The 25366-nt window shown below is 55.8% G+C and carries 19 protein-coding genes; all 19 read right to left on the reverse strand.

Features of this window, described 5'->3' with window-relative positions; genetic code table 11:
• Position 1 precedes the first annotated feature (1 nt).
• The 19 genes from rbbA to ACF8YQ_RS14875 all read right to left on the reverse strand — a co-directional run bounded on the left by rbbA (position 2) and on the right by ACF8YQ_RS14875 (position 25338).
• Positions 2–2734: a ribosome-associated ATPase/putative transporter RbbA gene (gene rbbA / locus ACF8YQ_RS14785; protein WP_396621843.1), complete on the reverse strand. Its 2733-nt coding sequence runs from the start codon at positions 2732–2734 to the stop codon at positions 2–4.
• Positions 2727–3638, reverse strand: a complete 912-nt coding sequence (locus tag ACF8YQ_RS14790) for an HlyD family secretion protein (protein WP_396623313.1) — start codon at positions 3636–3638, stop codon at positions 2727–2729. The genes rbbA and ACF8YQ_RS14790 overlap by 8 nt, the downstream gene beginning before the upstream one ends.
• A 251-nt stretch (positions 3639–3889) precedes the next feature.
• Positions 3890–4798 carry a carbamate kinase gene (arcC, locus tag ACF8YQ_RS14795; RefSeq protein WP_396621844.1) on the reverse strand — a complete coding sequence of 303 codons (909 nt, stop codon included), beginning with the start codon at positions 4796–4798 and terminating at the stop codon, positions 3890–3892.
• Between the two features lies 1 nt (position 4799).
• Positions 4800–5801, reverse strand: coding sequence for an ornithine carbamoyltransferase (locus tag ACF8YQ_RS14800; RefSeq protein WP_023010693.1), 1002 nt, complete (start codon positions 5799–5801; stop codon positions 4800–4802).
• A gap of 18 nt (positions 5802–5819) precedes the next feature.
• The gene (locus ACF8YQ_RS14805; protein ID WP_396621845.1) at positions 5820–7049 is read right to left on the reverse strand and encodes an arginine deiminase; all 1230 of its coding nucleotides are present in this window, start codon (positions 7047–7049) and stop codon (positions 5820–5822) included.
• Between the two features lie 25 nt (positions 7050–7074).
• Entirely contained in the window at positions 7075–8523 is a 1449-nt protein-coding gene (locus ACF8YQ_RS14810) for a YfcC family protein (RefSeq protein WP_224851308.1), read from the reverse strand.
• A 227-nt stretch (positions 8524–8750) separates the two neighbouring features.
• Positions 8751–10154, reverse strand: a complete 1404-nt coding sequence (locus tag ACF8YQ_RS14815) for a TolC family protein (protein WP_224851309.1) — start codon at positions 10152–10154, stop codon at positions 8751–8753.
• The gene (locus ACF8YQ_RS14820) at positions 10147–13341 is read right to left on the reverse strand and encodes an efflux RND transporter permease subunit (RefSeq protein ID WP_396621846.1); all 3195 of its coding nucleotides are present in this window, start codon (positions 13339–13341) and stop codon (positions 10147–10149) included. Before ACF8YQ_RS14820 ends, ACF8YQ_RS14815 begins: the two co-directional genes overlap by 8 nt.
• Positions 13342–13351: 10 nt before the next feature.
• A complete protein-coding gene (locus tag ACF8YQ_RS14825; protein ID WP_206856364.1) occupies positions 13352–14551 on the reverse strand; it encodes an efflux RND transporter periplasmic adaptor subunit in 1200 nt (399 codons plus the stop codon).
• A gap of 97 nt (positions 14552–14648) precedes the next feature.
• Entirely contained in the window at positions 14649–15812 is a 1164-nt protein-coding gene (locus ACF8YQ_RS14830) for an MFS transporter (RefSeq protein WP_206856367.1), read from the reverse strand.
• Between the two features lie 149 nt (positions 15813–15961).
• Complete coding sequence (locus ACF8YQ_RS14835) at positions 15962–16645, reverse strand: type 1 glutamine amidotransferase domain-containing protein (protein WP_206856369.1); 684 nt, start codon at positions 16643–16645, stop codon at positions 15962–15964.
• Between the two features lie 30 nt (positions 16646–16675).
• Positions 16676–17713: an NADP-dependent oxidoreductase gene (locus tag ACF8YQ_RS14840; protein ID WP_224851312.1), complete on the reverse strand. Its 1038-nt coding sequence runs from the start codon at positions 17711–17713 to the stop codon at positions 16676–16678.
• 11 nt (positions 17714–17724) lie between these two features.
• Positions 17725–18882 (reverse strand): iron-containing alcohol dehydrogenase, encoded by a 1158-nt coding sequence (locus tag ACF8YQ_RS14845; protein ID WP_222180566.1) that lies wholly within the window; start codon positions 18880–18882, stop codon positions 17725–17727.
• Positions 18882–19301 (reverse strand): organic hydroperoxide resistance protein, encoded by a 420-nt coding sequence (locus ACF8YQ_RS14850; RefSeq protein ID WP_206856375.1) that lies wholly within the window; start codon positions 19299–19301, stop codon positions 18882–18884. Before ACF8YQ_RS14850 ends, ACF8YQ_RS14845 begins: the two co-directional genes overlap by 1 nt.
• A gap of 119 nt (positions 19302–19420) precedes the next feature.
• Complete coding sequence (locus ACF8YQ_RS14855; RefSeq protein ID WP_206856377.1) at positions 19421–20530, reverse strand: XdhC family protein; 1110 nt, start codon at positions 20528–20530, stop codon at positions 19421–19423.
• A gap of 32 nt (positions 20531–20562) precedes the next feature.
• Positions 20563–21753 (reverse strand): c-type cytochrome, encoded by a 1191-nt coding sequence (locus tag ACF8YQ_RS14860; RefSeq protein WP_396623314.1) that lies wholly within the window; start codon positions 21751–21753, stop codon positions 20563–20565.
• Between the two features lie 46 nt (positions 21754–21799).
• Positions 21800–23998 (reverse strand): molybdopterin cofactor-binding domain-containing protein, encoded by a 2199-nt coding sequence (locus ACF8YQ_RS14865; protein WP_396621847.1) that lies wholly within the window; start codon positions 23996–23998, stop codon positions 21800–21802.
• Positions 23995–24465, reverse strand: coding sequence for a (2Fe-2S)-binding protein (locus ACF8YQ_RS14870; protein ID WP_396621848.1), 471 nt, complete (start codon positions 24463–24465; stop codon positions 23995–23997). The genes ACF8YQ_RS14865 and ACF8YQ_RS14870 overlap by 4 nt, the downstream gene beginning before the upstream one ends.
• Before the next feature lie 105 nt (positions 24466–24570).
• Positions 24571–25338 (reverse strand): hypothetical protein, encoded by a 768-nt coding sequence (locus ACF8YQ_RS14875; protein WP_396621849.1) that lies wholly within the window; start codon positions 25336–25338, stop codon positions 24571–24573.
• Positions 25339–25366: the final 28 nt, after the last annotated feature.

Genomic DNA, 25366 nt, shown 5'->3' on the forward strand with positions numbered 1-25366 from the left:
GTTAGCGCCCCTGTTTCTTGAGCAGAACGACCGATATCAACGTTAACACCGGGATGAAGGCTGCCAGGCTTAGTAACGTCTGCTGAAGGTCAATGAAGGATAGTCCCTTGGTAAAAACCCCCCGGCTGACCTGAAGAAACCAGGTTGCGGGCCAGAACTCACCAATGAGCGCACCCACCCCTTCCTGAGAGGATACCGGCTCAGTCAGACCGGAGAACTGGACGGTGGGCAAGAGTGTAATAATCGCAGTTGCTGCCAATGCAGCAATCTGGGTGGAGGCAAAGGCTGAAATAACCTGCCCAAGCCCAGTGGTCACAACCACGTACAACAGGGCTCCGAGCGATAGTGTCCATAATCCCCCTTTGAGTGGTACCTCAAATATCCAAACCGCCAGCATCACTAGACTGACATAACTGATCATACTGAAAGCGATGTACGGGAGTTGCTTACCCAACAGGAACTCAAGGCGTGTTACCGGGGTAACGTATAGGTTAGTGATCGACCCCAGCTCTTTTTCCCGAACGATACCCAGAGCCATCAGGATGGAAGGAATAAAAATAAGCAGGATGGGGATAACTGCGGGCACCATCGCATCCAGGCTCCTGAAATCCTGATTATACCGATACCTGTCTTCAATCGAGACGAGGCTTAGTGTCGGAACGGTTCCATAGGTACGAAATACCAGGTCCGCCAGGTAGCTGTAGTGGATTCCCTCAACATAACCGGCAATGGTCTCACCCCGGAACGGCATGGCACCGTCAATCCAGACTCCGATTTCGGTGTCCTGTCCTCGCTTCAGATCTTTGCCATAACCCGGAGGGATCACGAGCGCGAGACTCAGCTCTCCAGATTGCATTCTCTTTCCCAATTCCAACATGTCATTGATGGGGGGGCGCTCGATAAAATACCGCGATCCGGAAAATGCGGTGACGTAATCCCGACTTTGCGGAGTCTGATCCTGGTCCAATACCGCAAAAGACAAATCTTCTACATCAAGAGTAATGCCATAACCAAGTATCAACATCAGCAGGGCCGAGCCGATAAAGGCAAACGCCATACGGATTGGGTCCCGGATCAACTCCCGTGCCTCTCGGTGTCCATAGGCCCACAATCTCCGGAAACTGAACCATCGATGTTCCGGCTCGTGCCCATGACCACCGGTGAGTACAGCTCCGCTGCCGATGTCCTCGGTTCCAGTGGCAGTCTCAAGGGTTCGCATGAATGCCCCCTCAAGGTTTTGCTCACCGGCCTCCCGGATCAGTACATCCGGCTTGTCGGACGCCAGCACCTCACCGGCGTGCATAAGGGAAATTCGGTCACACCGCTCACCCTCGTTCATAAAATGGGTAGAAATAAATATGGTCACCCCATCCTCACGGGACAGGCGGAAAAGCAATGCCCAGAACTGGTTCCGGGCGCCAGGATCAACACCTGAAGTTGGTTCGTCGAGGATCAGCAATTCTGGTCGATGTACAACAGCCACGGCCAATGAAAGCCGCTGGCGAACCCCCAGTGGTAGATGACTCGCCAGCTGATCCATTACATCGGCCAGCCCGAACTCCTGTGCCAGCTCATCCACCCGGATACTGACCTGGTCTACTGGAAGGTGAAACAAACGGGCGTGCAGTTCGAGATTCTGCCTCACCGTCAGTTCCCCATACAGGGAGAACCCCTGCGACATATAGCCAACGCGCTGCCTTGTGCTCAGATCCCTGGCATCCAGTGGCTTACCAAAGAGTAAAACGTCACCCTCGGAAGGAGGCAATAGCCCAGTCAACATCTTCATGGTCGTGGTCTTGCCACAGCCATTGGAGCCAAGGAAGCCAAAAATCTCCCCTCTGGAAATCGAGAAACTGACGTCTTTGACCGCAGTAAAGTCGCCAAACCGCAGGGTCAGATGGTTTGCCTCGATGGCAGGGACGGCATCCATCGCATGGGACGCTGCCAGGGAAGCTTCGGCCTCTATATTGTCTCTGGCGGTTTCGTCGGCTGTTCCTGACGACAGAACGATGAAAGCTTCATCCAGCGTTCTAGTGTTAGTCTGCGCACGCAGCTCCCTGGGCGAGCCAGTCGCCAGAATGGCTCCGCCATCCAGAGCAGCCAACCAGTCATACCGTTCCGCTTCTTCCATATAGGCGGTGGCTACCAGGACGCTCATACCTGCTTGCTGGGCTCGAATTTTATCAATCAGATCCCAGAAACGGGCACGGGACAAAGGGTCGACACCGGTGGTGGGTTCGTCGAGTATCAATAGATCGGGGTTATGGATCAGGGCGCAACAGAGGCCGAGCTTCTGTTTCATACCCCCCGACAACTTGCCGGCCGGTCGATTCCTGAAAGGGAGTAACCCAGTGGCCTCCAGCAGCCGGTGGATCTGTTGTTTTCGCCCATCACCGGTCAGCCCGAAGAGATCAGCAAAAAAGCCAATGTTCTCATCAACAGTCAGTGCGTGGTAAAGATTACCTCCCAACCCTTGAGGCATGTAAGCAATGCGCGGCGCGAGCCGATTGCGAAACTGCTGACTCCCCATATCGCCGCCAAGCACCTCCAATGACCCGGCTTGCAGTTTCCGGGCACCGGCGATCAGCCCCAAAAGCGTGGATTTTCCCGCGCCATCCGGTCCTATTAGGCCGATCATGCGACCGGAAGGTATCTCAATATGAATATCAGTCAGTGCCTGAAGCCCACCATAAACGTGGCTAACGCCCTCCAGGCGAGCAACGGTGTCAGTCATTGGGCAAAGTTACCTGCAAATGAGCTGGCCAACCCTGACTTTCGTCTAGCAGGACGTAGGCAACACCGGGCACGCCAGCCTTAACTCGATCGCGGTAGGCTTTCAACAGGTCTGCATCGATGCGGATCCGGACCCGAAACATCAACTTCTCACGTTCGCTCTGGGTCTCTACGGATTTCGGCGTAAACTGGGCTTCTGCGGCAACAAAGCTAACTTCCGCCGGGATCACATAATCTGGCAGGGCATCAAGTATAATCCGTGCATCCGCTCCAACCCTGACTTTGCCTGCCTGCGATGTTGGCAGAAAAATGGTCATGTAGACATCAGTCACATCCAGCACTGTCGCAACTTTTCCACCAGCTGCGAGAACCTCGCCAGGCTCAGCCAACCGATACAGCACCCGCCCACCCACCGGGCTCTCCAGGTGACTGTCATCAATTGTTGTTTTTATCCCACGAATACTGGCTTGCGCGGCGTCAATACCCGCACCGGCCGAAGCAACCTGAACTCTGGCTGCCTGCAAAGCAGCCGCAGCTGTTTCAGCCTTGGTTTGTGCCTGATCAAACTGTTCGCGGGAAACATGCCCTTTCTCCATCAGGCTCTCGAAACGGCGCAGCTCAGCCCTTGCCAGGCGTAGCTCACTCTCCCGTTGGGTGACAACCGCCTCCGCCAGGCGTTTGCTCTCGCGCGCTTGGTTCAGGTTTGCCTCGGCGGCAGCCAGATTGGCTTCCAGTTCATCGGTATCCATCTTTGCTATCGAGCGGCCCACCTCAATCAAGTCGCCTTCTGCAACGGCGAAGCTTTCCAGCCGTCCAGGGATACGAGTTGAAATGTCGACCTCCGTAGCCTCGATGCGCCCGTTACCGGAGGCAATATGCTCTGACAGCTCCTCATCGTCGACCATGATCCGCCAGACGACAGCGGCCAGAATAGCTAACACAACACACAACATTAAAAGGCCCTTCAGGCCGACGTGGGCTTTTGAATCAGGCATGAGTCTTCTCTAGGTAAACAGGTTTCAGGATACGGAATCTGGTCGTAAATAAAATGGAGAGTTCTGGTATTTCTTCCAATCAGCCTAAGCCTTTCATAGTAACTAACCTTCCATCGAAAACCAGAAGAAAAAGATCAGCAGAATGCGCTTCAACAAGCGCATTACCCGGCCGACACGCGAGTGCCCGCCGATCCCTCAAGTATAGCCACGGCATCCTGGAGGCGCCCGATGCCGCTGATCCCGCCAGCCTGGGCAAAATCGCAGGCGGCCTGCAGTTTCGGGCCCATGGATCCGGCAGGCATGTCCAGCGCCCGCGCCTCGCCCACGGTCAGTTCGGAAAGTGGTGTCGACTGGTCAGTGCCGAAGTCCCTGTAGACAGCATCCACATCGGTCAGCAAGAGCAGGGCGTCCGCCCCCAATTGCCTGGCCAACAAGGCACTGGCGGCATCCTTGTCGATGACCGCCTCAATGCCGACCATGCTGCCGTCGTCCCTGCGCAGCACCGGTATTCCGCCACCCCCGGCACACACCACAACCACGCCCTGGTCGAGCAGCAACTTCAGTACGCGCATGTCCGGTATTTCCAGGGGCTTTGGAGAAGGCACCACCCGGCGCCATTTGTCGCCGTCCGGCGCAATGCTCCAGCCCGCAGCGGCTACCCGGCGCTCTGCTTCTTCACGGTCATAGACCGGGCCCACAAACTTGGTCGGCTTTTCAAAAGCCGGGTCTCTGGGATCCACCACGACCTGGGTCAGCAAGGTTGCGACAGGCCGGTCATGTTCCAGGGCGTTCTCCAGCTCCTGTTCGATCATGTAGCCGATCATGCCCTCGGTTTCCGCTCCCAGGACATCCAGCGGGTAGACCTCATCCGGTTTGTAAGCGGCGCCCTGCAAGGCCAGCAACCCGACCTGCGGACCGTTGCCATGGGTGACAACCAGATCGTGACCGGCACGGACAATAGCTGCTAGCGAAACTGCCGCGGCTTGCACATTCTTTCGCTGAACCTCTGCGGTCAGCGGCTCACCACGTTTCAGAAGGGCGTTTCCACCCAAGGCTGCCACCACCAGCATGTCAGCCTCCCAGGGTCGCCACGAGGACGGCCTTGATGGTGTGCATCCGGTTCTCGGCCTGGTCGAAAACAATCGAAGCCGGGCTTTCGAACACCTCTTCCGTCACCTCCATGGCGTCTATGCCATAGGTTTCCTGAATCTCCTTGCCCACCACGGTTTCGGTGTTGTGAAAGGCCGGCAAGCAGTGCATAAACCGAACCCGTGGGTTGCCGGTTTTGGCCATCAGGGCCGCATTGACCTGGTAAGGCATCAGCAGCTTGATCCGCTCGGCCCACTTTTCCTTTGGCTCGCCCATGGAAACCCAGACATCGGTATACACGAAATCGACTCCGGCAACCGCGGCGTCGATATCTTCGGTAATGGTGATGCGTGCTCCGGTTTCAGCCGCCAGCGCTCGCGCTTCCTCCTGCACGGCCTGATTGGGCCAGCAGGCCTTCGGTGCGCACAAGCGCACGTCCATACCCATCTTGGCACCGCCGATCAGCAGGCTGTCACCCATGTTGTTGGCGGCATCGCCGATAAACACGTAGGCCACATCCCGCAATGGCTTTTCCACATGCTCCTGCATGGTCAGGAAATCCGCCAGTATCTGGGTGGGATGAAATTCGTTGGTGAGCCCGTTGTAGACCGGCACGCCTGCGTACTGCGCCAGCTCTTCGACAACGGATTGTCCGAACCCCCGGTACTCGATGGCGTCGTAGACCCTGCCAAGAACCCGCGCCGTATCCTTCACCGATTCCTTGTGGCCAATGTGGGTTCCGGTCGGCCCCAGGTAGGTAACCCGCGCCCCCTGGTCGAAGGCGGCCACTTCAAACCCGACCCGGGTTCGAGTGGAGTTTTTCTCGAAGATCAGCGCGATGTCCTTGCCGTCGAGTTTGGGCACTTCAGTGCCCGCATACTTGGCGGTCTTGAGATCCGCGGACAGCTTCAGCAAAAAGGCGATTTCCCTGGGGCTAAAATCCCGCAGTGTCAGAAAATGCCGGTTCTTGAGATTGAAAGCCATTGAGCCTCTCCTTTGCTGTCAGACAGCATCGCGAATGGTTGGACAACTCATACAGCGACCGCCGCCCCGGCCACGCCCAAGTTCCGCTCCCGGTATTGCCAACACTTCGATACCTGCAGCTTCCAGAGCAGCGTTGGTATCGTCGTTGCGATCATAGCCAATGACGACTCCCGGGCTTAGCGCCAGGACGTTATTGCCATCGTTCCACTGCTCACGCTCTCGCTCCGCCGGGTCATTGCCGCCGGTGGGAACGACCTCCAGTTGCTTATAACCCAGTACGTCGGCTACTACGTCGAACAACGGACGCGGGTCCTGACGAAATGCGAGATGCTTTTTGCCCTCTCCGGGGCGCAGGTCATAGCAGACCATTTCATCGGCCACTTCCTTGAAGGTCGTGACCACATTGCCGCCACAGAAGGTAAAGACGGTATCCAGATGCATCGCTGAGCGGGACTTGGGTATCTGGCAGGCAACGACGCGCTCGGCTGAGCCACTTTCAAAAAGCGACCTGGCCAACTGACCAATAGCCTGAGGGGACGAGCGCTCCCCCATACCCACCAACACGACACCATTACCCACCGGCATGACATCCCCACCCTCCAGGGAGGCAAGACCGTGGTCTTTGAGAGGATCGCCCCAGTGCACATTAACCTTGCCGGCAAATTTGGGATGGAATTTGTAGATACCCGCCATAAGCAGGGTTTCTGGCTTCCGCGCCGGCCAGTACATGGGGTTCAGGGTGACGCCACCATAGATCCAGGCGCTGTTATCGCGGGTGAACAGGAAGTTTGGCAGTGGCGGCAACACGAAGCCGTAATGACCGAGATGGTTGCCAAACAGGCCAACCGGATCAAAAGGCAGATCGGCTACTTCAAGGCCTCCAATAAGAAACTCTGCCAGCCTGGTCCCCGGCAGTTCGTCCATCCAGGCCCGTAGATCCGAGACCATCCCGACACCGATTTCGTTCCAGGTAATGCGATGATCCAGTATCCACTTGCGAGCCTTCGCAATATCCAGCGTCTCTGCCAGCAACTCGTTGACGTCCAGCACCTCTACGCCCCGGGCACGCATGAGGCCTGAAAACACGTCATGGTCTTTCTGGGCCTGCTTGACCCAGAAGACATCATCGAACAACAGCGCATCGCAATTGGAGGGCGTCAGGCGACGGTGCGCCAACCCAGGCCGACAAACGATGACCTGGCGCAGGGTTCCGGTTTCCGAGTGAACACCCAGTGTCGGTTCAGACATGGCAATCTCCTTTACTAGCGGGGAATCAGATAAGAGTACCGATGCTGATAATCAGGGTTATGAACACGGTCAGAATCAGCAACAATGGCCAGATAAAAGCAATCCACCGATCATAGGACACCCGTCCGATCGCCAGACCACCAACCACCACGGCAAAGGTCGGGTTAATCAGGTTCACCAGGCCATTGGCGGATTGATAGGCGGTAACCACCAGGTCACGGCCAACGTTGGCAAAATCGCCCAGTGGCGCAAGAATCGGCATCGACAACACCGCGAGGCCAGACGACGACGGCACAAAGAAGCTCATGCCCACTTCGATCCAGAACATCAGGTTGATGAACGCAAGCTCGGGCAGTCCGCCCAGCGACGTCTCCGCGCTGTGCAGAATCGTGTCGGCGATCATGCCCTGATCCATGATGACAACGATGCCACGGGCCAGCCCGACCACCAGTGCAACACCCAACAGATCCCGGGCACCATCAACAAAACTGGCTGTGAGCTTTTTCTCGCCCAGACGGGCAACCAGGCCGATGACAATGGCAGCGCCAAAGAACAGAGCACCCATGCGCGCCATCCACCAGCCCTGGGAGGATACGCCCCAGATCATGACGGCGAACGTCATGGCGAAGATGACCAATACGATGATCTGAGTGGCATTGAGAGTTGCATCCTCAAATCCTTCATCATGACCTTTCAGGAACAACTTACGATGCGCCCCCCACTGCTTGGCGACAACCGACCGCGATGGATCCTGCTTGACCCGGTGGGCATAGCGCATCACATACGCAGCGCAGATAACCACCCCTCCCACCAAGAGCACGAACCGGAGCACGATGCCGTCGGTAAACGGAATGTTCGCAGCGTTAGCCGCAATTACGGTAGCAAACGGATTTATGGTCGAGCCCAGTACACCAATTCCGGCGCCAATAAGAATAATGGCAACACCGGTCACAACATCGTAGCCGGCGGCGATCATCACCGGGATAAGAATGGAGTAAAACGCGAGGGTCTCCTCGGCCATGCCATAGGTCGTGCCCCCGATGGCGAACAATGTCATCAGGATGGGTATCATCCAGATTTCGTGGCCTTTCAAATGCCGCATCGCGCTGCGAATCCCAGTATCTATGGCCCCCGTCGCATTCATCACGCCGAGAAAGCCGCCCAGGAATAACACAAAGAGAGCAACATCGATGGCGTTGGCGACATAGCTGTCGGGATCATAGAAGCCCGCTGTCGGCGCCAGCATGACATCGACGAAGCCTTGAGGATTCGGGTCCACGGTTTGATAGGTCCCGGGCACGGCAACTTCACGCCCAACCTCTTCATTCATGACACGCTCATATTGCCCGGCCGGGATAATCCAGGTTAGCGCAGCTACAAAAACGATCAGGCCAAAAAGAATGGTGTATGCAGTGGGGAATCTCGAAGCAAGGTCATGTTCGGGATTTTCTGACAGCTTCTTGTCTTCAGTCACGATGCGTCTCCTGTCCTTATTAGCACTGTGCAGGCTAGCCCCCCGGAAGCCAAAGCAGCAAGGAGCAATCGTACAATATTAGCATGCGTACTAAATGATCATAAAGGTTACACATTGCCAAAATAAGACACATACGGGGTTGAGACAGGTCATTTTTTAACGAATGTCCCACCAACAATGCGATACTGGAACACTGTAGGTGTACCCGCCAAACTGCACACCAACGCTTAAGAGCCGGACGACTGCTCTATTAAAAGCTTCTGATGAATCGCCGACGACCACACACCACTGAACTCCGCAAGCACCTCAAGTTGTGCATTGGCGCGCATAAGCCTGGCCAGCAACCGATCCTGTTGAGCCGAAATAAAGGTTCGATTGGCATCAAGCAGATCAAGATAGCCGATCGCCCCCTCGCCATGCATGGTAGACGCGATGCTGAACGACTGATTGGCTGCCTCAAAGGCCCTGCCCGCTGCGCGATCGGCCTCAACAGCTCGACCGTAGTCGAAAACCGCTACCCGCGCACTCGCTACCGCTTTGATTATCGTTTGCCGATAGCGAATATAGCTTTCTTCCGACACTTCGTTCTGACTGTCCACGCGCTGCATAATCACCGGATAACTCAGCAACGACCAGGAAATCCGTGGGGCGATACTCGCAGTACTTTCGAATCCATCAGACTGGCCCGCTACATCCGTCACGCCAAGGAAGCCCTCCACCGAAACTTGTGGGTAGAGTTCTGCCCGCAGGGCATTGCCTTGCGCGACGTCTTTGGCGAGCGTCGCCAGTGCTCCGCCAATATCAGCTCGGCGTTGCATTGCCTCATTCGCCCTATTAGCCCCCGGCACACCAACCGACACAGCTAACACTCCCGACGCCGGCCGAAGGGTCAGAGTTTCCGGGTCTTCATTCACCAGAACTGACAGCACCGCTTTTGCCCGATATAACTGGGCTCGGGCATCCGGCAATTTGGCCCTTTGCTGCTCCAGCAAGGTGTCCGCTCTCGCCAGATCGAGGTCTGGCGAGAGCCCCTCATGGACCCGTAACGCCATTACCTTACGGGTATTTTCAAGAGTCCGTATATCTTCCTTGATTAGCTGAACGCGCTGTCGGGCTGCCACCCACTCTATGTAGGCCCGCACAACACCGACAGTCACTTCTTTCAGCATCGCACGCTGATTATTCAGTGCAACTTCAAGATTGGCTTCCCCCGCATCTACCAAAGCTCTAAGCCGTCCAAACAGGTCCAACTCCCAAGACGCCGACAGGCCCACAGAAGCAGTTTCCTGGACGCTGTTTCGGTCCGTAGCGTCATAGTCGACGACTACCTCTCCCTGTGGCAACAACCGACTTTCGTCGGCCCCGAGGTCTGCAATAGCCCGGCGAACTCTCTGCCGCGTAGCCAGCAGGTCCAGATTTGCCGTCTGGGCAACCTCAACAAGTTGGTTGAGCTGGGTGTCCTGATAATCTCGCCACCACGCCAGTGTGTTGGCGCCTGCCGGCTGCACATCGAACTCAAGGCTATCCAAGTATCGAGCATTGGCGGCCTGTCGAGCTTCATAATCCGGGGTCGCGGCACAGCCGGTGAGCAGGATTGATCCAAAGACTATCCAGACTGCGCTCTTAAGCATGGTTGTTCTCCGTGATCTGATCCTTGGTCGCCGCTTTCTTCTCACGGGCTCTGGCTGCGTCCGCTTTTGCACGCTGAATGACGGCATAAAACACGGGCGTAAAGAGAAGGCCAAAAACGGTGACACCGATCATCCCGGAAAACACAGCTATACCCATCGCGTGTCGCATTTCCGCACCGGCACCACTGGCCAGCACCAGCGGCACTACGCCTGCGGTGAAGGCAATTGACGTCATCAGGATCGGGCGAAGCCGCAGGCGACAAGCGTCGATAATCGCTTGATAATGCGTGTAACCACTCAGATTCAGGTCCCTGGCAAATTCCACCATCAGGATCGCGTTCTTGCTCGCCAGGGCCACCAGCACGATCAAGCCAATCTGGGTGAATATATTGTTGTCCCCGTCGGCCAACCAAACGCCGGCCAATGCGGATAGCAGGGTCATTGGCACAATCAGAATGATGGCAAACGGCAGACGAAGACTCTCATACTGAGCAGCCAGCACAATGAACACCAAAAGGATAACAAGCGGGAACACGTACACCATGGTGTTACCTGCAAGCTCTTGCTGGTAGGTCACCTCTGTCCATTCGAAGGTCATACCATCCGGTAGCGTCTGAGCCAGCACTTCCTCGATAGCTGCCTGAGCCTGATCAGAACTGAAGCCCGGAGCGGGCGACCCATTCAGCTCCGCCGTAGGATAGCCGTTGTAACGCATCACACGATCCGGCCCAATGGTTGACTCCACATTCAAGATCGCCGAGAGCGGGATCATCTGACCCTGCTGGTTGCGAACCTTCAGGTTAAGAATGTGCTCGGGATCCAGTCGCTTCTCGGCCTCCGCTTGTGCAATCACCTGATAAGTGCTACCAAACAGGTTCACATCGTTAACGTAGACCGAGCCCAGATACACCTGAAGAGTATCAAACACCGACTCCAGCGGAATGCCCAGAAGCATCGCCCGCTCCCGGTCGATATCCAGATCAAACTGCGGTACCTGAACCCGAAAGCTGGAGTACAAACCAGTCAGCGCGGGGTGTTTCCGGGCTTCTTTCAACGTAGTTTGCAAGCTACCAAAAAGCGCTTCAAAACCCTTACTGCTGCGATCTTCGATCTGCAGTTTGAACCCGCCGGTCGTACCCAGCCCCAAAATCGGTGGGGGCGGGAACACAGCCACGAAGCCTTCATCAATACCGGCAAAGGCTGCATTCAGCCTTACGGCAATGGCACCGGCGCTCAGTTCGGGCGTCGTCCGCTTATCAAAATCATCCAGCGGCAAGAACACAACGCCGCTGTTGGAACTGTTGGTGAAGCCATTAATCGACAGCCCCGGAAAGGCGACCGTATTAGCCACGCCGTCTATTCCAAGGGCAAGCTCTTGCATCTCATCAACCACCGCAACAGTTCGATCCAGGCTGGCCGCATCCGGGAGTTGAGCCACAGCAACCAGGTACTGCTTGTCCTGCTGCGGAATGAATCCGCCAGGAACAACATTGAACAAGTGGCCAGAGAATACCGTCAGGCCCACATACACAACGCCTACAATGGCGCCGTAGCGAACCAGTTTCTTGACCAACAACTCATACGCTGTACCGATCCGGTCAAAGAATCGGTTGAAGGGATGGAACACACAACGACCGAAGACCTTGTCAAGTAAGCGGGAAAGTCGATCCGGCTTTTCATCATGGCCTTTCAATAACAGGGCTGAAAGAGCCGGTGACAGGGTCAGGGAGTTGATTGCCGAGATGACGGTCGAGATTGTGATGGTCAACGCAAACTGCTTATAGAATTGACCCGACAACCCGGTGATGAATGCGGTCGGAATAAAGACTGCACACAACACCAGAGCAATGGCGATGATCGGGCCAGTTACCTCGTTCATGGCTACCTTGGTAGCTTCCCGAGGTGACAATCCCTGATGAATGTTCCTCTCGACGTTTTCCACCACCACTATCGCGTCGTCAACCACTATCCCGATGGCCAGTACCATCCCGAACAGTGAGAGCGTATTGATCGAAACGCCAAACCACTGCATCACCGCGAAGGTGCCCACAAGCGATACAGGAACTGCAACAAGCGGAATAATTGAGGCGCGCCAGGTTTGCAAGAACAGCACAACCACCAGCACCACCAGAAGAATGGCTTCGAGCAACGTGGCAATGACTGCATCGATAGACCCACGAACAAACACGGTCGGGTCGTAGACAATGTCGTAGGTGACGCCTTTCGGAAAGGATTCCGACAGCTTGTTCATAGTCTGCCGGACACTGTCGGAGAGCTCAATCGCATTAGCGCCGGGGCGCTGAAAAATGGGCATGGCAACCGCCGGCTTTCCGTCCAACCCTGCTTCCAGTGCGTAAGTGCTCTGTCCCAATTCGACCCGGGCAACGTCCGACAGACGAGTGATAGCACCGTTCTCGCCGATTTTCAGCACAATATCCCGAAACTCATCCAGGGAAGTCAGTCGCCCACGGACATTCAACATCAACTGAAACTGATTATCCGTTGGCGCGGGCTGTGCGCCCAAAGTGCCCGCAGCGATCTGTCGATTTTGGGCACGAACCGCGTTAACAACATCCGTCGCGTTGAGATTACGGGCAGCCAGGTCGTCAGGGCGCAGCCATAGACGCACGGCAAATTCACTCCCACCAAACAACCGCACATCCCCTACTCCGCCCAGGCGGGCGATTTCATCTTTTACATTCAGTTCGGCGTAGTTCGCCAGGTAGGTAATGTCCCGGCTCTGATCGGGAGAATGCAGATGTACGACCATGCTCAGGTTAGGAGACGACTTTTCCGTCACCACGCCAAGGCGCTGAACCTCCTCTGGTAGTCGTGGCAGAGCGATATCAACGCGGTTCTGTACTTGTACCTGAGCTTTGTCCAGATCCGTGCCCAGGGCAAACGTCACTGTAAGCGTCATTCGACCGTCTGCGGTTGCCTGCGAGGACATATACAGCATGTTCTCAACGCCGTTAATTTCATCCTCAATAGGAGAAGCCACGGTCTCAGCAATCACTTTGGGGTTGGCGCCCGGATAGTTCGCGGTAACCACGACGGTTGGAGGCACGACTTCCGGATATTCACTGATCGGTAACTGGAAAAGGGAAATGCCCCCCCCGATCAGTATGATCAGGGACAGCATGGCGGCGAAAATCGGCCGGTCGATAAAGAAATGTGGAAACTTCATATAGCAGGCCTCAGAACTCGACGCCAGCGGTCTGCTGGACTGTCGATGCGTGATCTTCAAGGGTAAAAGCAATGTCAGAAGGCGCTTCTGAGAGCAAAGTTGGAGCAATCTTCATATCTGGCCCCACCTTGGCAGCACCATTTGCTACCAGCAGATCGCCCTCGGCGATGCCCTGCTCTACCACACGGAAAGTGCCGTAGCGCTGGCCAATTTCCACGGGGGTGTAACGAGTTTCGCCATGATCGTTTACCGTGAGCACAAATCGGCTGTCCAGGTCGGTAGCAATGGCTCTATCCGGGACAAGAATTTTCTGTTCTGTACCGGCCACAGCGATTTTCACACGTGCAAATGCACCCGGAACCAGAGTGCCGCCTGAATCTGACAATACCGCGCGCAAACGGAGCGTTCCTGTGTCGGAATCAATGCTGTTGTCGACAAAGTCGATCTCGCCCACGTGTGAAAAATTGCTTTCCCCAATTAACTGGATGCGTACCGGAGATCCAAGTGCCTGATCACGTGTCTGGAAGAAGCGATACCAAGTGCTCTCGTCCATATCAAAATAAGCGTAGCGATCCTGATTCGATGCAATCGTCGTCAGACGACTCTGGTTCGCAATGACGGTGTTTCCGGCCGTGATATTCGCTCTGGAAATGTCACCTTCGATCGGAGACCGAATGGTGGCGTAGCCCAACTGAAGCTCTGCTTCCTTGAGCTGGGCGTTAAGAGATGAAACTTCCGCCTCTGCCTGACGACGAACCGACTCGCGAAGTTCCGCCTGTTCTTCGGAAATGGCATTGCTGCGCAGTAATCGACCAGCACGCTCGGCTTCGGCTTTGGCTTGATGAAGCGCGGCCCGGGCACGAGCCAGCTCGGAATTAAGCTGCTCCACTCGAGCATTCAGGTGGCGATCATCCAGTTGGAAGAGAACGTCGCCCTTATTTACCCTTTGCCCCTCCTGAAAATGAACTCTATCGATCACACCGGACAACCGGGGACGAAGTTCCACGTTCTCTGGCGCCTCAATGCGCGTGGTGTAGGTTTTCTGTGGTTGAACACCAACGCGGGCTGCGGCGACGACCTCAACCGCGGGTGGCTGAGAGTCGGAGACATTGTTTTGAGCTACGTTATCGCAACCCGCAAGAATAAAAACGGCCGCACTCAGTGCGACGAGAAATCGATATCTCATTGACTCAACCTTTTTCGTTTTCATTAGGAACTCTGAAGCCGGCACCGAGTAGATTGTTAAATCAATGCCGGAGTGACGCGTGGCAGGAATTATCTTTACTTCAAAGCGCCAAAAATAATCATCACGTTATATTGGCTTTATCATTCAAACTGATGTGATGGCTAAAGCTGTATATCCCGAAGGCAAGAACTATAAAGCCCGCTGCGACTACATTCAGAGAGTCGGTTCCGAGTGTTTGGTATACATGCTTCCCAATAAATGTGGAGAACGAAACTCCCAGATAGATGGCGGATGTGTTCAGGCCAAGAACAATCGACGCACTGGAGGGCGCGGTTTTAACTAGTTGGTGTTGCAAAGGCACCAGACAGCCCCAGGCCAAGGCGCCCCATACGACAATTGGCACCACCGCCATAACGGGCGAAGATGAAAGCAATGGCCAAATCAAGAAGTCCAGGCCCAGCAATCCAAGCCCTGCAAAGATGACCGTCCTGCCGCCCCATTTATCAGTTAATCTACCAGCAGAGAAGGTTCCTATAGTCGCTGCAACACCCCAGCAAGCCATCATTAAAGCCAAAGTCTGGCCATTACCAGCGGTGGCGGGCTCAAGAAGAACACTGGCGTAGCTATGCACGATGTATGACCCTGTCATCAGAAACAAGGTTGTTCCCAGGACTCCCAAAATGGAGAGTCTCTTGATCGGTTTTAGAAGATCCAAGGGTCTCTTTCTTGTGGCTGGCTTAAGGGCAGGGTCAAGTAAAAATACCAGTCCGATAGCTGCCAAACTGGCCAGAATGGCAACGAACCACATACCAAGCCGCCAGTCACCAAAACTCGTTGAGAGCGCAATTCCCAATGGCGCCCCAATAGCGGTCGAGGCACTCAGCCCGGCTGTTATCAAGGATAATGAACGCGCCCAGTATTCCTGCGCAACTATTGCGGTCGCTGCAGCTCCGGCAATTGGCATATACAAGGCGCAACCAAAGCCCGCCAAGGCTCGGCCAGCGATTATCAGTTCAAGATCCGAAGATGCTGCAGATAGGATATGCCCTACAGCCAGGACAGCCATACCAAAGATCAGAATTGGTTTGTAAGAGAAATTCACAAGTAGCGTGGCGGAAATAGGAGTCATCAATGCATATGCAGCAGCAAAGGCGGCAATCATGCCTGCAGCTGTTCCGACATTGACATTAAGGCTCTCTGCAACCTCGGGTAGCAGGCCCGCCATAATGAAACTACCGGTGCCAATAGCGAACATTCCAAAAGACAGGATGAGTAGCTTTTTCATGAGGGATTACATTATCGAGTGCCCACTTGTCTCTTGGATGCCAAAAGGCAAGTGGGCCCGGTGAGGGAAATGGGCCAGCCTGAATCATATCCCGGCCGACTTCGCTGATTTGGTTCAGCTTTCGAGGGTAATAACGCCCTGAATCCAGATTAGTTGGATGCTATAAGCGTTAACAACGCTTGGGCAGCAGCCTCCGAAGAAGCTGGATTTTGCCCGGTGACCAAAAGACCATCAGTAACCACATATGACTGCCAGTCATCACCACAACTGTAGCTGCCTCCATGTTCTTTCAGCATGTCCTCCACGAGGAATGGAACTACGTTAGTGAGGCCGACCGCCTCCTCTTCTGTATTGGTGAACCCGGTCACCCGCTTATTCCTAACGAGGGGGAATCCATTGTTGTCTTTAACGTGTTGGAGTACTCCCGGGGCGTGACAAACTGCAGCCACGGGTTTATCCGCGCGAATTGCGCTTTCGATGAGCGCGATGGACTCGGAGTTCTCAACCAAATCCCACAGCGGGCCATGGCCGCCCGGATAGAATACGGCGTCGAAATCGGAAACCACCACGTCTGCGAGTTTGACCGTTGAAGCCAGGGCTGCTACTGCTTCGGTATCAGCTTCAAAACGATGCGTAGCATCCGTCTGAAAATCAGGCTCATTGCTTTTCGGGTCTAACGGCGGCTGTCCTCCATTGGGCGACGCCAATACGATATCCGCTCCCGCATCCTTGAAGGCGTAATAGGGCGCAGCCAGTTCTTCCAGCCAGAAGCCAGTTTTCTCGCCGGTATCCCCCAGCTCATCATGTGAAGTCAGTACCATTAATATCTTCATTGCTTGCCTCAATTAATCACAGATTCTGCGTTATGCGCGACGACCTACGCGGATAACCCGTTTACCAAAATTTTCGCCCCTGAGAAGGCCTATGAATGCCTCGGGGGCATTTTCCAGGTCATCAATGATTTCTTCTCGATACTTGATATTTCCGGCTTCGACCCAGTCACCCATTACTTCAGCGAAGTCCTGGTAGAGATGGCCGAAATCCTCGAAGATAATGAATCCCTGCACCTTGAGCCTTTTGCGCAGAATCACCGACATCAGCCAGTTCATCCTGTCTGGGCCCGGCGGTAGTTCGGTGGCGTTGTACTGCGATACAAGTCCACATACCGGTACCCTCGCGTTGGTATTCAGAAGCGGAACCACAGCATCGAGGACCCTGCCGCCTACATTCTCGAAATAGACATCAACACCGTCCGGACACGCGTTGGTTAGCTGGTCTGCGAAGTCAGGTGAAGTGTGATCAAGGCACGCGTCAAACCCCAACTCTTCGACCGCATAAGCACACTTTTCCGGGGTACCGGCAATACCAACTACGCGGCACCCAAGGAGCTTACCGATCTGACCAACAGTGGCACCTACCGGGCCGGTTGCTGCAGCCACCGCTATGGTTTCTCCGGACTGCGGCCGACCGATCTGTGTTAATCCGGCCCAGGCAGTGAACCCGGGCATGCCTAGCACCCCCAACGCCCAGGACGGATGTGCCGGTGAGGAACCCAGGTTAATCACCCCTTCCCCGTCTGACAGCGAATAGTCCTGCCAACCATTGCCACTTAACACCCAGTCTCCCGCCGAGAAGCCCTCGATATGAGACGACACAACCCTTGCGACTGTTCCGCCGACCATGACTTCGCCCAGTTCCACCGGGGCCGCGTAGGAGGGTGCATCGCTCATCCTGCCCCGCATGTAGGGGTCCAGAGACAGGAATTCAGTGCGCAAGAGCATCTGATTATTCCCAACCGAGGGAATCTGCTCTCTGACAAGTTTAAGTGTGTCTTTCGTCGGCTCGCCTTTCGGACGTTTCGCAAGCACGAACTTTCGGTTCACCGTTTCAATGTTTGTCATGATTGCTCTCCCTACAGTGCTGCTTCGAGTATCCGACGGGCATCTTCAGGAGCAATCACACCGTATTCCCCGAGTGCAGTCATGCCATGCTCCTGTAGGCCGGTGACAATCTGATCAATTTCGGGTTCGGCGATGCCATAATCCCGCAGCTGTGTTTTTATCCCCATCCGCTGAAAGAATTCCCGTGTCGCTTCAATGGCAGCATCAATGCGGTCCTCCTCACCGCCATCAACAATCCCCCAAACATTACGGGCATACTGAAGAAGTTTTTCTCGTTTCGGGACACGTTGATCATTCAGAAGTGAAGGCAGAACAATCGCCAGCGTGCGAGCGTGATCGGTATCATTCAGCGCGGTAATTTCGTGACCAATCATATGAGTGGCCCAGTCTTGCGGTACCCCGGCTCCAATCAATCCATTCAAAGCCATCGTTGCTGTCCACATCAGGTTGGCGCGGGTATCGTAATCATCCGGTGTCTCGAGTGCCTTGGGTCCAAGCTCGATTAAGGTACGCAGCAGAGTTTCAGCGAAACCATCCTGGACGAAAGCAGAAACAGGGTATGTCAGATACTGCTCAACTGTGTGGACAAACGCGTCTACCACGCCATTCGCGACCTGGCGGGGAGGTAGGGTGTAGGTAACCTCGGGATCGAGTACCGAAAATGTGGGATAACAATGAGGGCTGCTAAATGGAAGCTTAGCGCCTTTTTCAGCATTCGTAATCACTGCGCCTGAGTTCATCTCAGATCCGGTTGCAGGCAGCGTTAGCACAGTGCCGAATGGGATCGCTCTCGTGATAACTGAACCACGTGTCGTGAGGATTTCCCAGGGATCACCGTCATAGTCTGCAGCCGCTGCAATAAACTTGGCTGCGTCGATGACGGATCCTCCGCCGACGGCAAGCACGAATGTCACATCCTTTTCCCGGATCGTTTCAACTGCTTTCAGCGCTGTAGCGTAGCGTGGGTTCGGCTCAATGCCGCCAAACTCATAAAACGTATGGGCAGAGAGTGCATCACGTACCTGAGCCAGCACACCGGTCCGTTCCGCACTGCCACCACCGTATAGAACAAGAACTCTCGCATCAGCGGGAACGTGGTCTTTAATATCTGCGATGGTGCCTTTACCGAATAATATTCGAGTCGGGTTTCTGAAGTTAAAGTTCTTCATTATTGGGTTGTCTCCGTTTCTATGTGTAGGCGAACATCCACGTTGCCGCGAATCGCGTTAGAGTATGGGCAGAGCTCATGCGTCGCTTCGATTAATCGCTCGGCGTCCGAACTGGCCATCCCGGGCAAATGAGCTGTAATATCGACATCAAGGCCGTAACCGCCCTCGGTTAGTTGGCCTATGCCCACTTCGATCGAGGTTTTGGCCCCTTGTGCGTCCACCTTCAGTTGCTTCGCCATGAGCTGCATGGCGTTGTCAAAACAGGCGGCATAGCCAAGAGCAAACAACTGTTCAGGATTAACACCGGTAACGTTGCTACCAGGCGGTACCATTTGCACGGAAAAGCTTCCGTCATTCAGTGTGGACGTTCCTGACCGCCCGCCAGATGCCGTGGCAGCCGTTTTGTAAAAAACCTTCATTATTGACCTCCTGCTTATTAGACCGGTCGTATATTCGCCCGGCAAAAAAATGTTCTCCAAACCGCCATTCGGCGGAACCGTCTTCAACGGCCTCTCAACTCGATTGCGCCCTCAAGCGGCTAGTGAATTGCGCCACTTCGGTGCATGAGCATGCCGCCACTGCGCCCACGCAGAACGGCACTGATTTCCGATACTATCGCCATAGCGACACTTTCAGGGGTGTCTCCCCCCAAATCCAACCCCACGGGATAATGCAATTTTTCTCGTGTCACTTCCGACCCATTCGACTCATCCATCCCGGACAGCAAGCGTTCAGTCCGGTATCGTGGCCCCAACTGCCCGACATAACTGGCGCGGCTTCTCAAGGCCAGCGATAGCCAGTTTTTGTCCTGCTCAAGACTATGCGTCATGATAACGACGGCCGCGTTATCAAGGAGCTCTTCTGTCGATAACAGCGAATCATGACTCTCAATTACCCGAACCTCGTCAGCCAAAGGAAACCGTGACGGGACGGCAAACGTGGCGCGACCATCGATGACAGTGACGTGCCAGCCCAGCATTTTTGCAAACTTGACCAGCGGTTGAGCGTCATGCCCAGCACCGAAAACCACGAGCTTTTGTGGTGGTGACACCAGCTCGATAAACACTTCAATGCTGCCGTTTGGACCACGATATTTTTGTACCCGAGATCGACCGTTCGCCATCACCGACTTCATGTCGGCAAGAACAGTCGGCCGGATAGCGTCATCCCTCAGGCCGCCCTTCAGTTCACCCGAGTGCGCAAGTATCAGGCGCTCACCAATGGTAACCCTGGAATCATCGGGCGCCCCGATGACGGTGGCAACCACCGCCTGCTGCATATCGGCTCTCACACGTTTAAGGATATCCACCAAATCGGACTGGGTGTCGGGAGTAACCCGCTCAAACAGCAAATGCACCTTGCCATCACACCCTAGTGCGAAATGATAGGAGGTATCACTGGCCTCGCCCTCCTCGTCCGTGCTGTAACTGCGCACGGTCGGCCCATCTGAGGTCAGCCAGAAAGCCTTACGGATGACATCCTGCTCCAGACAGCCACCACTGACCGTGCCTTCCGACTGTCCCATCGAGGAAATCAGCATACGCGCGCCCGGCCGCCGGTAGGCCGAGCCTTCGACCTTCACCACCGTCGCCAGAACGAACTCCTCGCCGGCGCGCTCCTGATTCGCGATCGCCTCTAACAGCGACACCAATCCCGACATCCTGGAATACCCGTGTAGGTTTAATGCAAGGCCGCAGCCTGACGTTCCCGGATCTGCTCCGGTGTCACCTCCGCGTCCAGGCCACCGAAGTGTTGCAGAACGAAGGTGGCCAGGGCCGACAGCTCATAATCGTTGTAAATGGTTCCGAAATCCGGCATCCGGTGGTTCACCGGCAGCGAGGACGCCGGATTGCCTTCCATCAGTATACCCATCAGATTCCGCGCCTTCGGATCGTGAACCGTTTTCAGGCCCGCCAGGGTCGCAGCCGGCGACTGGTTACCCTCTCCGTTCCACTGATGACAGCTGGCACAGGCCTCGGCAAACACCTTGCTGCCCAGCCCGGGCTGCTCCGGTGCCGCCAATGTGTCTGCCAGGGGCGTCGGCCGGGGCAAGCCGGTGGCCTGTGGCTCGGTCTGTTTCAGATAGGTCGCTATCGCCCGCAGATCCCGGTCGTTCAGGTGCCGCAGGCTCAGCTCGACGACCTCTGCCATGGGGCCGCCGGCAACGCCCAGGCCCTCGGCATAGCCCTGCCTGAAATAGTTCACCAGCTGCTCTTCTGTCCAGGTGCCAATGCCATGGGAATCGCTACCGCTGATGTTGTACGCACGCCAGCCTCCCAGGTCGGCCCCGGCCAGGCGCTCGCTGCTATCCATGGCCTGAAACAGATTTCTCGGTGTATGGCACTCCCCGCAGTGTCCGGGGCCTGTGACCAGATAGGCACCCCGGTTCCAGTCATCACTGCGATCCGGGTCGGGCTCAAAGCGGCCTTCGTCCAGAAAGAGCAGATTCCAGAAATACAGCCCCCAGCGCTGATTGAAGGGGAACGCGATATCGTTCTCCGGGGCAGACTGCTCTACCGGGTCCAGACTGAACAGATAGGCCTTGATGGCCAGAATATCCTCGCGCGGCATTTTGGTGTACGACGTATAGGGAAAGGCGGGGTAGTAATGATCGCCCTCCGGGCCAATACCCTCTTGCAGGGCTTTGACAAACTGCTCATCGCTCCAGCCGCCGATACCGGTTTCCCGGTCTGGCGTGATGTTGGGCGAATACAGCGTGCCAAACGGCAGTTCGAAGGCCAACCCGCCGGCATAGGGTTCCTTGCCGGGCGCGGTGTGGCAAGCCACGCAGTCGGCCGCCTTGGCCAAGTATTTGCCTTTTTCAAGCATCGCCGCATCTTCACTTGCCAGGGACATCCCGGCTGCGGTCATCAGATACGCGAGCAAACCATAAACCAGCGTTCTCACAGCGCCTCCCTTAAACAATGTAATAGCCTGAACGAGTCAGCGGTAACTGGCGCACACGATCACCGAATGCGGCATGAACGGCGTTGACCAGCGCCGGACCAATCAGCGCAGTACCTGCTTCACCCACGCCTCCCGGTGCCTCCGCGCTGGGCACAATATCCACTTCCACCGAGGGAGCTTCGCCCATACGCAACTGGCGATACTCGTGGAAGTTTTCCTGCTGTACTTGCCCCTGCTCGATCTCGATTTCATTGAACAGCGCCGCCGACAACCCAAACAGCGTGCCGCCTTCCATTTGCGCTTTTACAGAGGTGGGGTTAGTTACCAGGCCACAATCCACCACCGTCACCAGGCGGTCTATACGGATGCCCTTGTCGCCCACCGCCGACAGCTCCACTACTGTCGCCACCACACTGCCAAACACTTCACCGACCGCCAGGCCGCGCCCTCGGCCCTCGGGCAGCGGGTCGCCCCAGTTGCTCTGCTCAGCCAGCCGTTCCAGTGCCGCCACTACCCTGGGGCGATGCTGGAGCAGTGTTTTGCGGTACGTCAGCGGGTCGATCCCGGCGTTGTGAGCCAGCTCATCGATGAAGCATTCGACGGCATAAATGCCCCGCAACACCCCCACTCCTCGCCACCAGGAGATGGGCACCACCTCCGGCTCCTCCCGAATATAATGGACCTTGAGATCATCCAGGTGGTACACCGGGTCCACCGCGATTTCAACGGCATCGAAATCCACACCATTGTCTGGCAAGCCACCGAGGTAGCGCGCAATAATCGAACCTCCGGCAATGCGATGGCGCCATCCCGCCGGATATCCATCGTCCCCGATGGCGGCGGTCATGCGGTCAACGTACCGGGGACGGTACATATCGTGGGTCATGTCTTCTTCCCGGCTCCAGGTCAGCTTGACCGGATAATCCACCTTGCTGGCAATCTGGACGGCCTGGGTGATGAAATCAAAATCCAGCCGGCGCCCGAACGCACCACCAATCCACTGGTTATGGATCCGGATCTGCTCCGGGCTGAGCCCGGTGATCGACGCGGCGGTTTGCTGTGCCAGGCCGGGCACCTGGGTACCCACCCAGAGATCGCAACCGTCCGCCTGCACATGGGCCACGCAGGTCATCGGCTCAAGCGGGGAATGGGACAGAAACGGCTGTTCATAAACGGCCTCAAATTGCGTCGCTGCCGTATCCAGTGACTGGTCAATGTTGCCGTTCTCGGCCGCCACCACCCCATCACGGCGGCTGGCCTCGTGCAGTTTCTCACCAAGCCGGGCGGAATCGAGTTCACGGTTGGCGCCGTAGTCCCACTCAATGTCCAGGGCCTTGAGAGCCTCAAAACACGCCCAGGTATTCGTGGCCGTAACGGCTACTGCATTCTCCAGAACCACAACGTCCTTTACCCCGGGAATCGCCCGCGCTGCGCGATCAGAAACCTGGCGCACAGTACCGCCGTAGACCGGGCAGGCCCGGGCCGAGGTGATCAGCATGCCCGGAACATCCAGATCAATGGTGAATTTCGCCTCACCATTCACTTTCGCGGGGGTATCCAGACGTTGCGCCGGAGTTCCGATCAGCCGGAACGCATCCGGCTGCTTGAGTTCCACGGTCTCGGGCAGGGGATAAGTCGCAGCCAGATCTACCAGTTTTCCATAACCGAGCGCCTGACCATCCGGCCCGAGCACCTGACCGTCCCGGGCCTGGCACTGCCCCGCCTCAACCTTCCAGACCGAGGCGGCGGCCTCAACCAGCAATATTCGTGCGGTCGCCCCGGCCCGCCTCAGAGGTTCCCAGGTATAGCGGGTTGAGGTTGAACCGCCGGTAGCCTGAAACTGCAGCAGGGTGTCGGTATAAAGCTCGGCATCGGGTGGTGCCTCTTGCAGGTCAATCTGGTCAAGCCCGACTTCCAGCTCCTCGGCGACCATCATGGCAATACCAGTGTGAATGCCCTGCCCCATCTCGATTTTGGGCGAGATCACCGCAACCCGGCCGTCATGACCCACCCGGACAAAGGCACCGAAACCTTTGGCAAAACGGTCACCCAGGGCGCCCTTTTGGGTGGCGACGGCCGCTGCGGCGGCGCTTTTGGGCGCAAACGGCGGCAGCCAGGCGCCTACCATAAGCCCGCCCATGGCCGCGGTGCTGCCTTTCAGAAACTGCCGGCGGGATGCGCTTTCCTGTGTCAGATGGTTATCGCTCATGGTTGCCAGACTCCTACACTCTCGCTGACGTCCTGAATGGCACTGCGAATCCGGGTGTACGTGGCACAACGGCAGATGTTGCCCGCCATCGCCTGGTCAATCGCGTGATCGTCGATGCTGGTGTTGTTGGCCAGCAACGCCACCGCAGACATAATCTGGCCAGACTGGCAATACCCGCACTGGGCAACCTCATGGTCGAGCCAGGCACGCTGAACCTTTTGCGCCAGCGGTTGCTCGCCGATGGCCTCAATGGTGGTGATCTCGCGGCCCGAGACATCGCCCACCGGCATGACACAGGAACGGATAGGCTGGCCATCCATATGGACCGTACAGGCGCCACACTGGGCAATCCCGCAGCCGAACTTGGTACCCGTCAGTTTGAGAATGTCCCGCAACACCCAGAGCAATGGCATGTCACCGGGCACATCCACAACATGAGTCTGATTGTTTACTTTCACCGTCTGCATGGTGCCCTCTTGTCGCCATTAAATCTAAAAGATATCAAACCGATAGATTAGACCGGTCGTATAGTGCCGTCAAGAAACAGCTCAAGATAAGGTCCTAACATCACGTTAAATGATGAACGTCAACAAAAGCAGAGAAATGAACAACCCGATAATGGCGGCTACGGGCGACGACCCTTGCCGTGCTTGCGAGGGATTAGCCAAACAGCGCTTCAACGCTTTTAAAAAGCGCTTTGGGGTGTAGATATTTTTCTTATAGTTTGTCCGAAAAAATCTGAGCGTAGCCTCTGGCATACTCCTCCGATCAAACCGATACCAGAGCTTTAATACGCCCAGCAAGTCTCTCTTGCGTGCCCAGCTTCCGATAGAACGAGGAAGCAGATACAGAGGAAGAGCAGATCCAAAATCGATTATTTTGGGATCCCCGGAAGTCGAGCACAATACGTTACCAGAATTACCCAGGTCCAGATGGACAATGCCGTACCGGTGCAACTGCTGCACAGATGCGTATAGCTTCACGAAGAAATCTTCAGGAATCGCTGATTGTCTGAAGGCATCTTTCAAACCGATGCCATCGATATATCGATATGTGATCGTCCACGGATCGTCAGAACAACGGCTTGCCAAACTGGGGGTGAACGCGGTTCCATCCGCCCTGATGAGCATTCGGTATTCATGCTTCGCCAACAGACGAAAATACCATGATAAAGGAAACACTCCGTTAGGGTATTTCTTCATCACTCGCTTATCACCATTCTGGCTGTGAATCACTGCAGTGACGGGCTTATACCAGCGCCTGGGAAACCTCCCCTCTTCCTCACCAGCTTGGTTACGCAAATCAATACACTCTAGAAGGTCAGTACTATGAATACTCATCGGTCATTTCCTTAACGGACGTGAACTC

The sequence above is a fragment of the Marinobacter sp. W-8 genome (assembly GCF_044342215.1).
GTDB classification, from domain to species: domain Bacteria; phylum Pseudomonadota; class Gammaproteobacteria; order Pseudomonadales; family Oleiphilaceae; genus Marinobacter; species Marinobacter nauticus.

Bases quoted from the DNA above. Each gene is read 5' to 3' on its own strand.
- ACF8YQ_RS14805 (WP_396621845.1), bottom strand. From the start codon at position 7,049: ATGTCTGAACCGACACTGGGTGTTCACTCGGAAACCGGAACCCTGCGC.
- ACF8YQ_RS14865 (WP_396621847.1), bottom strand. From the start codon at position 23,998: ATGAGCGATAACCATCTGACACAGGAAAGCGCATCCCGCCGGCAGTTT.
- ACF8YQ_RS14790 (WP_396623313.1), bottom strand. From the start codon at position 3,638: ATGGTCGACGATGAGGAGCTGTCAGAGCATATTGCCTCCGGTAACGGG.
- ACF8YQ_RS14825 (WP_206856364.1), bottom strand. From the start codon at position 14,551: ATGAAAACGAAAAAGGTTGAGTCAATGAGATATCGATTTCTCGTCGCA.
- ACF8YQ_RS14815 (WP_224851309.1), bottom strand. From the start codon at position 10,154: ATGCTTAAGAGCGCAGTCTGGATAGTCTTTGGATCAATCCTGCTCACC.
- ACF8YQ_RS14840 (WP_224851312.1), bottom strand. From the start codon at position 17,713: ATGACAAACATTGAAACGGTGAACCGAAAGTTCGTGCTTGCGAAACGT.
- ACF8YQ_RS14875 (WP_396621849.1), bottom strand. From the start codon at position 25,338: ATGAGTATTCATAGTACTGACCTTCTAGAGTGTATTGATTTGCGTAAC.
- ACF8YQ_RS14845 (WP_222180566.1), bottom strand. From the start codon at position 18,882: ATGAAGAACTTTAACTTCAGAAACCCGACTCGAATATTATTCGGTAAA.
- ACF8YQ_RS14870 (WP_396621848.1), bottom strand. From the start codon at position 24,465: ATGCAGACGGTGAAAGTAAACAATCAGACTCATGTTGTGGATGTGCCC.
- ACF8YQ_RS14830 (WP_206856367.1), bottom strand. From the start codon at position 15,812: ATGAAAAAGCTACTCATCCTGTCTTTTGGAATGTTCGCTATTGGCACC.
- rbbA (WP_396621843.1), bottom strand. From the start codon at position 2,734: ATGACTGACACCGTTGCTCGCCTGGAGGGCGTTAGCCACGTTTATGGT.
- ACF8YQ_RS14835 (WP_206856369.1), bottom strand. From the start codon at position 16,645: ATGAAGATATTAATGGTACTGACTTCACATGATGAGCTGGGGGATACC.
- ACF8YQ_RS14860 (WP_396623314.1), bottom strand. From the start codon at position 21,753: ATGACCGCAGCCGGGATGTCCCTGGCAAGTGAAGATGCGGCGATGCTT.
- ACF8YQ_RS14800 (WP_023010693.1), bottom strand. From the start codon at position 5,801: ATGGCTTTCAATCTCAAGAACCGGCATTTTCTGACACTGCGGGATTTT.
- arcC (WP_396621844.1), bottom strand. From the start codon at position 4,798: ATGCTGGTGGTGGCAGCCTTGGGTGGAAACGCCCTTCTGAAACGTGGT.
- ACF8YQ_RS14850 (WP_206856375.1), bottom strand. From the start codon at position 19,301: ATGAAGGTTTTTTACAAAACGGCTGCCACGGCATCTGGCGGGCGGTCA.
- ACF8YQ_RS14820 (WP_396621846.1), bottom strand. From the start codon at position 13,341: ATGAAGTTTCCACATTTCTTTATCGACCGGCCGATTTTCGCCGCCATG.